The organism is Streptomyces lasalocidi, from assembly GCF_005280215.1.
GTDB lineage: Bacteria > Actinomycetota > Actinomycetes > Streptomycetales > Streptomycetaceae > Streptomyces > Streptomyces longwoodensis.
Genome location: NZ_SZNQ01000001.1, coordinates 522075 through 535971, shown reverse-complemented (window position 1 = coordinate 535971; position 13897 = coordinate 522075). Strand labels below are relative to the sequence as shown.

Below are 13897 nucleotides of genomic sequence, written 5' to 3'. Positions count from 1 at the left end.
GCTCCGGGAGGTACCTCATGGGCAAGCTGGGAGACATGGCGAACAAGGCCAAGGAGATGGCGAAGGCCCATCCGGACCAGGCCGACAAGGGTGTCGACAGTGTCGAGCGGATGGTCGACGAGCGTACGGGAAACAAGTACGACGCGCAGACCGACAAGGCCGCCGACGCCGCGCACCGTTCCTACAGCGGCGGCGAGGCGACGGACCGCTGATCTCGCGGCACCCGGAACCGGGCCCCGGCGTCGATCGCCGGGGCCCTGTCGTGTTCCGGACGCGGAGCGACGGGCAGAGCACGGGCAGGGCAGGGCCCCGGGCTTCAGAACAGGGGGTCGGTGACCTCGGTCGGAGCGGGGGACGGTGAGTGGGTGCGGCGGGGACGCGGCGGCTCCGGGGCCTTGCCGAACAGCGCCTGGGTCCCGCACGCGTCGGGCACAGCGGGCACGGGCCGGCACAGGGCCGCGTCCTCCTCGTCGACCAGGTCGAGCGGCGCGCAGTCGTCGAAGTCGGCGCGCTGCATACGGGTCCAGTCGCGGCCCTCGGGAACGGCGGTCACTGACGGCCTCCTGTCTGTGCTCGGGGCGGGGGCGCGCCCTCATGTGTCCTCGCCTGGAGCGCCGGCCTGGCTGTCCAGGCCGACGACACATGGTCCACTTCCCTGAATTGACCGGTACAACTCGGAGGCGCACCGGCGCCGTTGTCCCGGTGGCCGTGGACGGCCCGTCGCGGCCGACGCCCTGGCTACCGGCGGGCCCGACGAATGCGGATCGGTCCCCGTGTCTCGCCCTTCACGGCGGGCCGCCCGGCCTGGGTCACCTCGACCTCGCCGGCCTCCACCAGGCGCCAGGCCGCCCGGCGCACCGGTTCCATGAGGTCGCGCCAGCCGTCGTCGTCCCCTTCGTAGGCCGAGCGCGCGGCGTCGGACGGGCAGATGGAAGCCGTGGCGGCGCGGCGCTCCAGCAGGCTCATGATGGTCTGCTCCAGTCGCTGGTCGAGATGCCGGTCCGACTCTGCCACGCCGCCCAGTGTGACACGGTCCTCAGCTGCGCTCTCCCTGACCATGACGACTGCCCCGACGCTGCACGAGTGCCCCGACACTGCACGAGACGCGGACCGCCGCAGTGATCGCACTCGGGGCCGTCCGCCCACTGCACCCCGGGCCGATTCACCTTCGAGCGCGCTCCAGCCGCCACACTGATCGCGAAATCGAGCGCACGGCACGAACGGCGGCTGCAGATGACGACGACGGACCAGGCGGGGCACCCCCTGCCGTACGACACCTACCGCGAGGCGATCGGGCGGGAGACCCTCCGGTTCGCCGACGCGGTGCGGGATGCCGACCCGGTCGGCGCCGTGCCGTCCTGCCCCGGCTGGACCCTGGCCGATCTCACCCGGCACGTGGGGGCGCTGCAACGCTGGTTCTGCGTCCTGCTGTCCCGGCGGGTGCAGGAGGTTCCCCGCGACCGGGACGTCGAGCTGGGGCTTCCCGAGGACGTGCGGGCCTACGCCGACTGGCTGACGGCGGGCGTGCCCGCTGTGGCGGCCGTGCTGCGGGACACCGATCCCGGCGCGGCGATGTGGACCTGGGGCGCCGACCCGCACGCGCGGTTCTGGGCCCGGAGGATGCTGTTCGAGACGCTGGTGCACCGGGTGGACGCGGAGCGTGCCGTCGGCCGCGACGCCGATGTCGACCCGGAGCTGGCCGCGGACGGCGTCGACGAGTTCCTGGTGAACCTGCCGTACGCGGGGCTCTTCGCGCCGGGGGTGACCGAACTGCGCGGCGACGGCGAAGTCCTCGCGTTCGGGTGCACGGGCGCCGGTGGCGCGGCCGGCGAGGAGTGGCGGGTGCGGCTGGAGCCGGACGGCTTCCGACCGGTGGCGGGTGGCGGGAGCGGCCCCGGGGCGGCGGACTCCGCGGCCGTTCGGGCTCCGGCCGCGGACCTCCTGCTGCTGCTCTACGGCCGCCGTTCCTACCGGGAGCCGGCCTTCGAGGTGTCGGGGGACACCGGGCTCCTGGACCGCTGGTTCGCGCACACGGCGTTCTGAATTGGACCGCTGTGAGGCCTCCCGGGAATCGGACCCAAGGCGAAAACGTTCCCTCACCTATGAGTGATCCGTCCGGAAATGCTGCCTCTCCCGTACCTCCGGCCGAGGCGGAGGCGATACGTGCGGCGCTGGCGGCCGACCGCGTCGGCACGCTGCAGCAGATCTCCGCCCTGAGCCGTGAGTTCGAAGGGATCGTCGAGGCGAACGCCCTGGTGGCGATCGACGACGAGCACGACCCGGAGGGGTCGAGCACGGCCTTCGAGCGGGCGCACATCGCCTCCCTGCTGTCCCAGGCGCGCGAGCATCTGAACGATCTCGATCACGCACTGGAGCGATGGGAGGCGGGCGACTACGGGCGCTGCGAGCAGTGCGGCGAGCCGATCCCGACGGAGCGCCTCGAGGTTCGCCCGGCGGCGAAAACCTGCGTGCGCTGCGCGTCCGTCGCTCGTTGAGGCGTTGGCGAGCCCGGATCCCCGTCAGCCGTCACGGTCGCGGAACCGCGTCGTAAGGCCATGTCCCGAAGACTGGTTCGGCATCATCGTGCTCTCGACTATTGAGGCAGCATGCGCCCGTGAACTACTGATTTCGTTGTCCGCCAGACTCCGTACCGCTGGTCTCGTCATGCATATGGTCCTCGGTGTGCGTATTCGGTAGTTTCCTCGCATGACGCCGCAGCCGCTTCCCTCCTCCCTCCCGCTGACCGATCGCACCCGGCACCGCCGCCTCCGTGAGCAGGGCAGCCTGGCCCGGGCGGACCTCGACGCGATCCTGGACGCCGGGTTCATCTGTCATCTGGGCGTGGTGATCGACGGGCGGCCCCTCGTCGTACCGACCGTCTACGGCCGCGACGAGCGGTGGCTGTACGTCCACGGCTCCGCCGCCAGCCGCAGCCTGGCCGCCCCCGCTCCCGTGTGCGTCACCGTCACCCACGTGGACGGCCTGGTCCTCGCCCGGTCCGTCTTCGAGCACGGTGTCAACTACCGCAGCGCCGTGATCCACGGCGAGGCCCGCACCGTCACCGACCCCGACGAGAAGCTGGAGGGGCTGCGCCGGCTCACCGAGCAGGCGACACCCGGTCAGTGGCCGTACGCGCGCCGCCCAAGCCGCAAGGAACTGGCCGCCACCACCCTGCTCGCCGTCTCCCTGGAGGAGGCCTCCGTCAAGATCCGCGCCGGCGCGCCCGACGACGGCGACGGCCCCGACGCCGAGCTGGGCCTGTGGGCCGGAACGCTTCCCCTCACCCAGGTCTGGGGCGCTCCCGTCCCCGACCCGGTGCTGCCCCCGGGCATCCCCGTGCCGGCGCACATCGCACGGCGCGAGGGGACCCGGCACGGCTGATGCCATGTCAGGCGCGGTGCACGCCGTGAGGAGTCGTACGCCCGGCCGGGGACGACTACGTGCGCAGGGCCTCGAACGCCTGTCGTGCGGCGATCCCGATCGCCAGGTCGATGTCCGGTGCCTGCGCCGCCCGCCGGTCCGCTCGGGTCAGCGCGGCCATGGCCACCCGGGTTCCGGAGTCCGCCTCGACCACCCCGATCTCGTGCCGCAGGTGCAGGAAGGTGCCCGTCTTCCCGCTCAGTCGCAGGCTGTCGGTGCGTAGTTCGCTCGCCAGCCGCTGGGTGAACACCTGATGGCCCATCAGCCGTCTCAGCTCGGCCGTGGCCCGCGGCTGTGCCACCTCGTCGCGCCACACCCGCTCCAGCAGGGCGACCAGCCCGGAGGCGGTGCCGGTGTTGGCGTGCGCGGGATCCAGTGTCCTGATGGTGTGGTGCTGCGTCCGCTCGTCGCGGACGGCCAGTTCCAGGGCGAGGGAGAAGTCGTTGCCCGTGGCGCCGGCGGCGCACTCGTACATGTGGTTCAGCCGGTGCCGTACGTGGATGCCGGCGCAGTCCCAGGCGCGCAACCGGGCGTCGACGTCGGCCACCGGCACCAGGTCGAACAGCGCGTCGGCCGCGGCGTTGTCGCTCACGGACAGCATGAGCAGGAGCAGGTCGCCGACGGCGACCGTGGCCGGATGCCGGAACGCCGCGATGCCGGTGGGGCCGACGCTGCTGGTGGCCGGGTCGACCGTCACCGGCCGGGCCGCGTCGAGGTCGCCGTTCGCGATCAGGTCCAGCATGACGAGGGCGAGCGGCACCTTCACCACGGACGCGAGGGGCACCGGCTCCTCGATGGCGAAGCCGAGCTGCTCGCCCGTGTCGATGTCGCGGGCGAGGAACGCACCGCTGACGCCGAGCGCCGTCCAGTCCCCGACGATCCCCTCGGCGACTTCCCGCAAGTGGCCCTCGCCGCAGATCCCTTCCGGACGGTGTGCCGTGCCCTCGGTCACCCCTGCGCCGCCAGTCGGGTCGAGGTGTTCACCGGCTCGGAAAGCCGGTCGGCGCGTGCGACGGCACCGGCCGCCGCCGCCAGGACCGTTGCCAGCCACTGCGGTACGTCACCGCCTCGCTGACGGGGGCTCGCGCGCACGTCGTACCCGCGGTGCAGCGAGGCGTCGGCCAGCGGCGCCCAGTCGGCCCCGTGCCGTCGCGCGAACGACTCCCCGCAGAGCAGCACCGTCCGGCCCGCGAGTGTCTCGGCGAGCGCGGTGGCCGCCGGCCCGGCCGGCCGTACCGATCGCTCGGGCAGTCCGCAGCGGGCCGCCGCACGCGCCAGCCTGTCGCGCGCGTACGGCACGTCGTCCTCCGCCAGGGTCAGGATCGGCAGCGGAGCGGGCCGGGCGCCGGTGGCGGCCACGCGGTGCGGCCGCAGGTCCTCGAGATGGACCGGGCGCCCCTGCCGGGCGTCCGCCGGCCGGTGTGCATCACGGGGCGGCGCGGTGGCCACGCCGAGCGGCACCCGGTGCGCTGCGCCCTCCGGCGGAACGCGCAGCACGGCGTAGGCGAGCGTGCCGTCCGCCAGCCGGGCGTCCCGCTCCGCGGGCGGCAGTTCGCGCACACCGAGGGTGGTGCCGTGTTCCGTCCCCGCGCGGATGACCCGCGCCAGCCGGGCCGGCGCACAGTCGACGGGCACTCCCACCGCCCGGACTCGGGACCGCTGGGCCGAGCGGGCGGCCTGGTCGAGGCGCTGGGCCCGGCCCAGGACGTCCCGCGCGTAGGGGAGCAGCAGCATGCCCAGCTCCGTCGTCGCGACCTGTCGCCGGGAGCGGTCGAACAGCAGACCGCCGAAGTGCGTCTCCAGCGTCTTGATGCGGCGGCTCAGGAGCGGCTGGGCGATGCCGAGCCGGTCGGCCGCCCGCGAGAAGTTCGCTTCGTCGACGGTGGCGACATACGCCTGGAGGTGTGCCAGCAGGTCCATCCAGCAGTCATATCACTTCGGTATGGGCCCTTCACTTTTCACTCTTGGACATGAGTGGAGTTCCGTTGTTTCGCTGTTCCCGTCGGTGATCCACCGAGCCGACGCCCGACGCCCTTCCACCGACGACCTGGGAGATCCACGGACATGACCAGCGCCGACCCGATGCCGCGCCGCCGCCTGTTCAGGACCGGCCTTGCTCTCAGCGCCGCGGCCGCCGCCCCCGCCGCGGCCGCCGCCCCCGCCGCAGCCGACGAAGCCGCCGATCTCAGCGAGGAGTTCCGCGCACTTGAACAGAGCTACGGCGCAAGGCTCGGTGTCTACGCCCGCAACGTGCGTACCGGCCGGACCGTGGCCCACCGAGCCGGGGAACGGTTCGCGATGTGCTCGACGTTCAAGGCGTTCGCCGCGGCGGCCGTACTGCGCGACCACGGCCACTGCGCTCCTCTGGACAGGGTGATCCACTACCCGCCCAGGGACATCCTCGACAACTCGCAGCACTCCGAGGACCACCTGGCCACGGGACTGACGGTGGGCCAGGCATGCGCCGCCGCCATCCAGTACAGCGACAACACCGCGGGCAACCTGCTGCTGCGCCAGATCGGCGGGCCCCAGGGCCTCACCCGGTTCTTCCGCTCGCTCGGGGACCGGGTGAGCCGGCTCGACCGCTGGGAGACCGACCTGAACACCGCCGTCCCCGGCGACCTGCAGGACACCAGCACGCCGCAAGCCCTCGGCACGAGCTTCGAACGGCTGACCCTCGGACGGGCCCTGGCCCGCACCGACCGCGAGCAACTCGTCACCTGGCTGAAGGGCAACACGACCAGCGCCCAGCGGTTCGGCGCCGGGCTCCCGCAGGACTGGACCCTCGCGGACAAGACCGGCACCGGCAGCTACGCCACCGCCCACGACATCGGCATCGCCTGGACGACGCGGCGCACGCCCCTGCTGCTCACCGTGCTGTCCACGAAGGACGCCGGGGACGCGCCCGTCGACAACGGTCTGATCCGTGACGCGGCCGCCCTCCTGGCCGCCACCCTCGCCCCCGGCGAGTGACTGACCGCAGTCGTGCCTTCGGCCCTCTCCCCTCGGCCCTCTCCCCGCGGCCCTCTCCCCTCGGCCCTCGGAGCGAGCGGCGCGACCGCGAGGCGCCCTCCGATGCAGTGGTGGGGCTTCGGGTGCGCGATCCGCGCGCAGCGGGGTACCCGCCGCTCCGGACCGGTGTCGGCCGAGCGAAGGGCGTGGGATGCGGCGGCAGTTGATGTGGACCCTGGTGGTGCGGAGCTTCGCGGCTCTGATGTTCGGGGCGCTGGCCCTGGTGTGGCCGGAGGTGACCGTACTGGCGCTGGCGCTGCTGTTCGGCGCGTACGCCCTCGCCGACGGTCTTGCCCTCCTGACGAGCGCCCTGCACAGGGGAGGGGACGTGGGTCACCGCACGGCCCACGCCGCCGGGGGCGCGCTGGGCATCGTGATCGGCGTGATCACCGTCGCCTGGCCCGGGATCACCGCCCTCGCGCTGGTCAGCCTGATCGGCGCGTGGGCCGTCGGGGCCGGCGCCGCGGAGATCTGGGCCGCCGCACGTTTCCGGCACGAGCTGCACCATGAGTGGATGCTCTTCGCGGCCGGCGGTGCCTCGGTCGTGGCCGGCGTGCTCGTCTGGGCCCGCCCCGACGCCGGAGCGCTCGTCATCGCCCAGGTCGTCGGCGTGTACGCCATGATCGTCGGCCTGCTGACCCTGGCCGCGGCCTGGCGCCTGCACGGCGCCACGGCGGCGGCCCACCGACCGCGCCCCACCCGGCACGCCTGGCACACGTGAGGCCTGGGCGGGGGGTGAGAAGGGCCCATGAAAAAAGTGAAAAGAAATCGCTCGGATGGCACGCATGGACCCTGGATGAGAGGGTAGGCGGTGTGTCGCCCGCCCGTGCGGTGGGCTCAAGATCTGGATATGGCTCTAGGGAGGGGACACCCCATGACGCTCATGGGTATGACGACGACGGGCACGCGGACGGCGGACCTGCCTGAGATCGCCGATCCTTCGAAGCTCGCGCCGAAGGACGCCCGTGAGCTGTCGAAGGTGTTCTTCGATCGGCTGTCGGTGCTGGAAGAGGGCACGCCCGAGTACAGCTACGCGCGCAACACGCTGATCGAGATGAACATGTCCCTCGTCCGCTTCGCGGCCGGCCGCTTCCGCAGCCGTGGCCCGGAGGAGATGGAGGACATCGTCCAGGTCGGCATGATCGGCCTGATCAAGGCGATCGACCGGTTCGAGCTCTCCCGGGAGGCGGAGTTCACCTCCTTCGCCATTCCTTACATCGTCGGTGAGATCAAGCGGTTCTTCCGTGACACCACCTGGGCGGTCCACGTGCCCCGGCGCCTCCAGGAGGCCCGCGTCCAGCTGGCCCGCGCCACGGAGGAGCTGAGCAGCCGCCTGGGCCGCACCCCGACGGTCAAGGAACTGTCGGAGCTGATGAGCCTGCCCGAGGACGAGGTGCGCGAGGCGCGCCTGGCCGCCAACGGCTACAACTCCTCCTCGCTCGACGCCACGATCAACGGCAGCGAGGACGGCGAGGCCGCGCTCCAGGACTTCATCGGCAGCGAGGACCGCGCGCTGGACCTGGTGGAGGACTTCCACACCCTGGCCCCGCTGATCGCCGACCTCGACGAGCGTGACCGCCAGATCATCCACATGCGTTTCGTGGAGGAGCTGACCCAGGCCCAGATCGGCGAGCGCCTCGGCGTCTCGCAGATGCACGTCTCCCGCCTGCTGTCGCGCACCCTGGCCCGTCTGCGCGCGGGCATGTTCCCCAAGGACTGATCCTCCGCCCCGGCGCACGGTCACCCCTCCCGCTGAGTCGACGTCCGTCGGCCGGTCCCCACGGTTCCCCGTGGGGACCGGCCGATGGACGTTTTCGCGAGCGGACGGCCGGACGAGCGGACCGGTGGGCCGGCCGTGATCAGCTCGTCAGGTGCCGCTGCAGCCAGTCCGCCGTCGCCCGCCGGAACAGCCGCCGGTTGGGGGCGCGCTGGAAGTCGTGCCCCTCGTCGAGCAGCGTGAGCAGCTCGGCGGTGCGCCCCCGCGCGCGGGCCGCCCGGACGAACTGCTCCGACTCCTGCGGCGGGACGTTGGTGTCGTGCTCGCCGTGCACCGCCAGCACCGGGGCCCGCAACGCGTCGATGCGGCTCATCGGCGACAGCGCGCGCAGCAGGTCGCGGTCCCGCTCCGGATGGCCGTACTTGTGGGCCGCCGACTGCGCGATCCACGGTTCGGTTCCCTCGAAGAACGTCAGCAGGTCGGACATGCCGCACACCGCCACCCCCGTCCGGAACAGGTCCGGGTGCCACACCAGCGACGCGAAGGTGAGGTAGCCGCCGTAGGAGCGGCCCATGACGGCCAGCCGTGCGGGGTCGGCCGGCCCCGCCAGCACGGCGTGGGCGGCGCAGTCCGCCACGTCGTCCAGCGCGGCGAAGCGGCCCTCGCCCAGGTCGGCGTCGACGAAGGAGCGGCCGTGTCCCGAGGACCCGCGGACGTCGGGGGCGAACACGTCGAGGCCCCGGCCGAGGATCTCGTGGTACAGCGGGTTGAAGACGGGGCGTTCCTGCTCCTCCGGGCCACCGTGCAGGTGGATCACGCAGGGCGCCGGTTCGCCCGGGTCCCGTCCGGGCGCGCGGTAGTACCAGCCGTGCAGCGGCAGCCCGTCCCGCGCGGTGGGGCGCAGCGGCACCGGGCGCGTGGGCCGACGGCCCGGCGGTACGGCGTCCTCGTCCCGGGACGACCAGGGGGTGCGCAGCAGGGAGGTGCCGCCGGCCAGCCACCAGACGCCGGGGCGGCGCTGGGAGCCGGACAGGGCCAGCACCAGGCCGGCGCCGCCCGCCGGGACGATCCGGGTGACGACCTCGTGCGGCAGCGGCACCGGCCGGGGCGCTCCGGCGGGGGAGGGCCCCGCGCCGGCCGCCCTGGCCGGGGTGTCGACGACCTCCAGTTCGGTGGCGCCGCCGACGTTCCAGGCCAGTACCGCGGTCCGGCCGTCCCGGCCGAACCCCAGCAGCTCCAGGTCGCTGCCGTCGCGCTCGGCGGCGACGGACCAGCCGTGCACGTGGCCCTCGGCGTCCAGGGTGGCGGCGATCAGGGCGGCGAACTCCCGGTGGGCGTTGCTGCGCAGCCACAGGGTGTCCGCCCGCGGTGAGAACCGGCCGATCCACGGGTCGCCGTCGGCAACCGGGACGACGTAGGTCGGGGTGGCGTCGGCGGTGCGCACGACGACGGCCTCCCGCCGCCCGCGCGGCCCCCGGCGCAGCAGGGCGAACGAGCCGTCCCGGCTGAGGTCGCACACGCGCAGGGTCGCCGCGTCGGCCTCGGTGGCGAGGAGCACGGGGGCCGCGATGCCGTCCGGGTCGAGCAGGTAGGCGGACAGCCCGTCCGCGAAGCCGGGCGAGGTGCCCGCGCCGTGCTGGTCCTCGCCCTGGTCCGCGAGGGCCGCGAGCGTCGTGAAGGGGGGCGCCGGTGCCGGCGTCGTGGTGCCCGTGTCGTACCGGGCCCCGGCGCCCAGGAGGACGGCGGTCCCGTCCCGGCTCGACCAGCCGGCCGGCAGACCCTCGGTGTCCCCGTTCGCCGCGGCCACGGTCACGGGCGCCGCGTACGGGGCCGTCGGGACGGCGACGGTCACGGCGAGGGCCGAGCCGTCGTGCGCCCAGCAGCCCAGGTACGCGGAGGTGCCCGGCTCGGCCCCGGCCAGGATGTGCCGGTCGGTGCCGTCGGGCCGTACGCACAGGACGCGGGTGTGCTCGCCCCCGCCGGGGGCCGTGGTGTAGGCGATCCAGCGGCCGTCGGGGGACCAGGACACCTCGCGGACGGGGTCGGGTCCGGCGTCGAGCAGCCGTACGTCGTCGCCCGCGACCGGTCCCGCCCACAGCTGGGGCACGCCGCCGCGGTCGCAGATGAACGCCACCCGGTCCCCGCCGGGGTCGGCCGACGGGTACCAGCAGCCGTGGGAGGTGAGCCGGGTGGTGGGCTCGCGCGGGCCGCGGGCGTCGGCCAGCGGGGCCCGCGCCGGAGCGGCGTACGCCTGGCCCCGCCCGTCCGCGCCGTCGTGATCCGCCGCCGCGTCCGGCTGCCGGGGCAGCGGGTGCGGCCCGGACGGCGGGTGCGTGGACGGTCGCGGCGGGTCGGGCCGCCGGCCGGGAGCCGCCGGTCCGGTGCCGTCGGTGGTGGGGCGCGCTTCGGTCATATCCCGTGCGTCTGAAGCCATATCTCCAGCAGAGCAGCCTGCCACAGGGCGTTCGCCCCGCGCCGGGTGCGGTGGTCGTCGGGGGCTGACAGGAGGTCGTCGACGTAGCCGTCCCGGTAGAGGCCGCGCCCCCGCGCCTCGGGGGCGTGCAGCGCCTCCTGCACCCGCTTGAGGACGGGGCCGGCCATGTGGGTGATCGCCGGGACCGGGAAGTACCCCTTGGGCCGGTCGACGACCTCGCGGGGCAGCATCTTGCGGCCCGCCTCCTTCAGCACGCCCTTACCGCCGTCGGCCAGCTTCAGCTCCGGCGGGCAGGCGGCGGCCAGCTCCACCAGCTCGTGGTCGAGGAACGGCACGCGGGCCTCCAGGCCCCAGTCCATCGTCATGTTGTCGACGCGCTTGACCGGGTCGTCCACGAGCATGACGTGGGTGTCCAGGCGCAGCGCGGCGTCGAGCGTCGTCTCGGCACCGGGCGCGGCCATGTGCTCCTGGACGAAGCGCGCGGAGACGTCGTCCGGGGCCAGCATCGCGGGCTGCAGGATCTTCGCCAGGTCGGCGTGCGAGCGGTCGAAGTACGTCTCGGCGTACTGGTCCGCCGCCCGGTGGCGGGGAGCCGCGGCGATGTCCGGGTACCAGTGGTAGCCCGCGAACACCTCGTCGGCGCCCTGGCCGCTCTGGACGACCTTGACCTCCTTGGACACCTGCTCGGACAGCAGGTGGAAGGCCACCACGTCGTGGCTGATCATCGGCTCGCTCATGGCCGCGACCGCGGAGTCCAGCGCCGCGGACACCCGCTCGGAGGGCACGGTCAGCTGGTGGTGGTCGGTGGCGAACTCCTTGGCCACGAGGTCCGAGTAGTGGAACTCGTCGCCCTCGGCGCCGCCCTCGGACTCGAAGCCGACGCTGAAGGTCGCCAGGTCCCGCTGGCCCTCGTCGGCGAGCAGCGCCACGATCAGGCTGGAGTCGAGGCCGCCGGAGAGCAGCACGCCCACCGGCACGTCGGCGACCATCCGGCGCCGTACGGCGGTGCGCAGCGCCTCGAGCACCGCGTCGCGCCACTCGTCGGGGCCCATGCCCTCGTGCTCGGGGCGGCGGGTGTACGACGGCTGCCAGTAACGGTGGTCCCGGTGGCTGCCGTCGGGCTCGACGACGCGGACCGTCGCCGGGGGCAGCTTGCGCACGCCGCGCAGCACGGTCCGGGGCGCGGCGACCGTCGCGTGCCAGCTGAAGTACTGGTGGAGGGCGACCGGGTCCAGGCCGGTGTCGACGTCGCCGGCCGCCAGCAGGGCGGGCAGCGACGAGGCGAACCGCAGCCGGCCGGGGGTCTCGGCCAGGTACAGCGGTTTGATGCCGAGCCGGTCGCGGGCCAGTACCAGGCGTCCGGTCCGGTGCTCGAAGACGGCGAAGGCGAACATGCCGTGGAAGTGCTGCACGCAGTCGGTGCCCCACTGCTGGTACGCCTTGAGCACGACCTCCGTGTCGGAGGTGGACGCGAAGCGGTGGCCGAGGCCGGTCAGCTCCTCGCGCAGCTGGCGGTAGTTGTAGACGCAGCCGTTGAAGACACCGGTGACGCCCTGCTCGGCGTCGGTCATCGGCTGGGCGCCGCGCTCGGACAGGTCGATGATCTTCAGGCGCCGGTGGCCCAGCGCCACCGGGCCGCGCGACCAGGTTCCCTCGTCGTCGGGCCCGCGGGCGGCCATCCGGTCCGTCATCCGCTCCACGGCCGCGAGGTCGGGCCTGCGGCCGTCGAAGCGCATCTCACCGCACAGTCCGCACATCACGCATCACCCCGTCGCTGGGCGTACGCGGTCCGCGCCTGAGGCGTGGGGGCGGACCTGCTGGTCGGGACCTGGGCAGGACTGGTCGGCATGGCGGGTACATCTCCTTTACTCGGGGGACCGGAACGAGGGGTCCGTGGGGAGGGCAGCGGAACAGGGGGTGACTGGCGCACGGTCGCGTCGCCTCACGCGCCGGGCAGCGCGGCCGGCGGGGTGCCGAGGGTGCCGTTGACGTTCAGGCGTGCGGCGGTGAGCGGGGCCGCGGACGGGGCGGGCCGGCGGCGCCGGGTGCGCTCGCCCCGGGTCTCCGCGATGGCCAGGTCGGTGCCGGCCAGCAGGTCCTCGTGCTCGGCCGTACGGCGGATGCGGTGGGCGGCGCTGCCGTCCCGGAGCGCCCGCTCCGCGAGGGCGCGCACGGTGTCCCAGTCGCCGTTGGCCTCCAGCGCCGGGCGCAGCCGGCGCAGCATGCCGCGCACGACGTCGGCGGCGGCGGCCTCACGGCGGGTCTCCGGGTCGACCAGGGCCCCCTCCAGGCCCGAGCGGGCGGCCCGCCAGGTGGCGGCGCGCAGCCACTCGTGGCGGCCGTCGCAGGGGGGCGCGTCGGAGGCTTCGAGCCGCTGGAGGGCGTCCACGACCAGGGCGCGGAACAGTCCGGCGACGAGCACCGCCGTCTCCGCGCGCGGGCAGGCGTCGCAGATGCGCAGTTCGAGGGTGCTGAGGTGGTCGGAGGGGCGGACGTCGTAGTAGATCATCCCCGGGTCGCTGATGACGCCGGAGTCGATCAGTCCCCGTACGGCCCCGTCGTAGGCGTCCGCGTCGGCGTAGCAGCCGATCGGGCCGGCGGTGGGCCAGCGCTGCCAGAGCATGGTGCGCCAGCTCGCGTAGCCGGTGTCGGCGCCCTGCCAGAACGGGGAGGAGGCCGACAGCGCGAGCAGGGTGTGCAGCGACGGCGACACCTCGCACATGACGCGCACGGCGGTGTCGCGGTCCGGGACGTCCACGTGGACGTGGGCCCCGCAGATCAGCTGCTCGTCGGCGACCAGCCGGTACTCGTCGACCATGTGCGCGTAACGGGACCCGGCGGTCGGGAAGCTCGCCGCGGGGCGGGCCAGCGGCACGGTGCCGGCGGCGACCACCGCCAGTCCGTGCGCCGAGGCCGCCCGGTCCAGGCGCCGCCGGCTGCCGACGAGGTCGTCGTACAGCGTGTCCAGCGTCGTGTGCACGGCGCTGTTCGACTCCACGGCTGCCTGCTGCAGCTCGGTCGTGAACGTGTCCGAGGGCAGCTTCTCCAGCACTTCGTCGGCCCGTGGCACGAGCTGCCCGGTCTCGATCTCCACCAGGTGGAACTCTTCCTCCACGCCGATACGCACGGTCACGACCACTCCTCGGAACGACGGGCTCGAATCGGCCCGAATGGGTGCCCTTCGGAGTTCCCCGCTGTCCGGCACTCAATCATGAACGCTCGTTCGAGCGTGGGGGAGGTCAAGTGAGCGCGCGGGTGCGGGGAGTGACCTCCCGCGGGGGTGAACTGGGACCACGGACCGCCGCGGGCGGAGC

At 73.7% G+C, this 13897-nt stretch carries 14 protein-coding genes; 7 read left to right on the top strand and 7 right to left on the bottom strand.

Annotated elements, in window-relative coordinates:
- Window positions 1-17 precede the first annotated feature (17 nt).
- Window positions 18-212 (top strand): antitoxin, encoded by a 195-nt coding sequence (locus tag E4U91_RS02150; protein WP_137304942.1) that lies wholly within the window; start codon window positions 18-20, stop codon window positions 210-212.
- 104 nt (window positions 213-316) lie between these two features.
- Here the strand turns inward: E4U91_RS02150 and E4U91_RS02145 are convergent, their stop codons facing one another.
- Both E4U91_RS02145 and E4U91_RS02140 read right to left on the bottom strand, forming a co-directional pair.
- Window positions 317-553, bottom strand: a complete 237-nt coding sequence (locus tag E4U91_RS02145) for a hypothetical protein (RefSeq protein ID WP_137304941.1) — start codon at window positions 551-553, stop codon at window positions 317-319.
- Between the two features lie 185 nt (window positions 554-738).
- The gene (locus E4U91_RS02140) at window positions 739-1014 is read right to left on the bottom strand and encodes a DUF3253 domain-containing protein (protein WP_266813986.1); all 276 of its coding nucleotides are present in this window, start codon (window positions 1012-1014) and stop codon (window positions 739-741) included.
- A gap of 219 nt (window positions 1015-1233) precedes the next feature.
- On the opposite strand from E4U91_RS02140, the gene E4U91_RS02135 reads away from it, so the two are divergent.
- The 3 genes from E4U91_RS02135 (at window position 1234) to E4U91_RS02125 (ending at window position 3381) form a co-directional block, all read left to right on the top strand.
- Window positions 1234-2043, top strand: a complete 810-nt coding sequence (locus tag E4U91_RS02135) for a maleylpyruvate isomerase family mycothiol-dependent enzyme (protein WP_137304939.1) — start codon at window positions 1234-1236, stop codon at window positions 2041-2043.
- A 59-nt stretch (window positions 2044-2102) separates the two neighbouring features.
- Window positions 2103-2495, top strand: coding sequence for a TraR/DksA family transcriptional regulator (locus E4U91_RS02130; protein ID WP_137304938.1), 393 nt, complete (start codon window positions 2103-2105; stop codon window positions 2493-2495).
- Window positions 2496-2706: 211 nt separating this feature from the next.
- Window positions 2707-3381 (top strand): pyridoxamine 5'-phosphate oxidase family protein, encoded by a 675-nt coding sequence (locus tag E4U91_RS02125; RefSeq protein ID WP_137304937.1) that lies wholly within the window; start codon window positions 2707-2709, stop codon window positions 3379-3381.
- 55 nt (window positions 3382-3436) lie between these two features.
- Here the strand turns inward: E4U91_RS02125 and E4U91_RS02120 are convergent, their stop codons facing one another.
- Both E4U91_RS02120 and E4U91_RS39545 read right to left on the bottom strand, forming a co-directional pair.
- On the bottom strand, window positions 3437-4321 hold the full coding sequence (locus tag E4U91_RS02120) for a serine hydrolase (protein ID WP_241678477.1): 885 nt from the start codon (window positions 4319-4321) through the stop codon (window positions 3437-3439).
- A gap of 47 nt (window positions 4322-4368) precedes the next feature.
- On the bottom strand, window positions 4369-5340 hold the full coding sequence (locus E4U91_RS39545) for a LysR family transcriptional regulator (protein ID WP_137304935.1): 972 nt from the start codon (window positions 5338-5340) through the stop codon (window positions 4369-4371).
- Window positions 5341-5484: 144 nt separating this feature from the next.
- Between E4U91_RS39545 and bla the strand changes: the two genes are divergently transcribed.
- From bla to E4U91_RS02100, 3 genes are all read left to right on the top strand, one after another.
- The gene (bla, locus tag E4U91_RS02110) at window positions 5485-6393 is read left to right on the top strand and encodes a class A beta-lactamase (protein WP_137304934.1); all 909 of its coding nucleotides are present in this window, start codon (window positions 5485-5487) and stop codon (window positions 6391-6393) included.
- Window positions 6394-6583: 190 nt separating this feature from the next.
- Window positions 6584-7153, top strand: a complete 570-nt coding sequence (locus tag E4U91_RS02105; RefSeq protein WP_137304933.1) for an HdeD family acid-resistance protein — start codon at window positions 6584-6586, stop codon at window positions 7151-7153.
- Window positions 7154-7315: 162 nt separating this feature from the next.
- The gene (locus E4U91_RS02100; RefSeq protein ID WP_371558318.1) at window positions 7316-8152 is read left to right on the top strand and encodes an RNA polymerase sigma factor SigF; all 837 of its coding nucleotides are present in this window, start codon (window positions 7316-7318) and stop codon (window positions 8150-8152) included.
- Between the two features lie 139 nt (window positions 8153-8291).
- Here the strand turns inward: E4U91_RS02100 and E4U91_RS02095 are convergent, their stop codons facing one another.
- From E4U91_RS02095 to E4U91_RS02085, 3 genes are all read right to left on the bottom strand, one after another.
- Window positions 8292-10562, bottom strand: a complete 2271-nt coding sequence (locus E4U91_RS02095; RefSeq protein ID WP_137304932.1) for a prolyl oligopeptidase family serine peptidase — start codon at window positions 10560-10562, stop codon at window positions 8292-8294.
- Entirely contained in the window at window positions 10559-12340 is a 1782-nt protein-coding gene (locus E4U91_RS02090) for an N-acetylglutaminylglutamine amidotransferase (protein ID WP_137304931.1), read from the bottom strand. The genes E4U91_RS02095 and E4U91_RS02090 overlap by 4 nt, the downstream gene beginning before the upstream one ends.
- A gap of 185 nt (window positions 12341-12525) precedes the next feature.
- Window positions 12526-13716, bottom strand: coding sequence for a carboxylate-amine ligase (locus tag E4U91_RS02085; protein WP_137304930.1), 1191 nt, complete (start codon window positions 13714-13716; stop codon window positions 12526-12528).
- Window positions 13717-13897: the final 181 nt, after the last annotated feature.

Coding starts and splice junctions, on each gene's coding strand:
- E4U91_RS02150 (WP_137304942.1), top strand. CDS start 18: ATGGGCAAGCTGGGAGACATGGCGAACAAGGCCAAGGAGATGGCGAAG.
- E4U91_RS02135 (WP_137304939.1), top strand. CDS start 1,234: ATGACGACGACGGACCAGGCGGGGCACCCCCTGCCGTACGACACCTAC.
- E4U91_RS02130 (WP_137304938.1), top strand. CDS start 2,103: ATGAGTGATCCGTCCGGAAATGCTGCCTCTCCCGTACCTCCGGCCGAG.
- E4U91_RS02125 (WP_137304937.1), top strand. CDS start 2,707: ATGACGCCGCAGCCGCTTCCCTCCTCCCTCCCGCTGACCGATCGCACC.
- E4U91_RS39545 (WP_137304935.1), bottom strand. CDS start 5,340: ATGGACCTGCTGGCACACCTCCAGGCGTATGTCGCCACCGTCGACGAA.
- bla (WP_137304934.1), top strand. CDS start 5,485: ATGACCAGCGCCGACCCGATGCCGCGCCGCCGCCTGTTCAGGACCGGC.
- E4U91_RS02105 (WP_137304933.1), top strand. CDS start 6,584: ATGCGGCGGCAGTTGATGTGGACCCTGGTGGTGCGGAGCTTCGCGGCT.
- E4U91_RS02100 (WP_371558318.1), top strand. CDS start 7,316: ATGGGTATGACGACGACGGGCACGCGGACGGCGGACCTGCCTGAGATC.
- E4U91_RS02095 (WP_137304932.1), bottom strand. CDS start 10,562: ATGACCGAAGCGCGCCCCACCACCGACGGCACCGGACCGGCGGCTCCC.
- E4U91_RS02090 (WP_137304931.1), bottom strand. CDS start 12,340: ATGTGCGGACTGTGCGGTGAGATGCGCTTCGACGGCCGCAGGCCCGAC.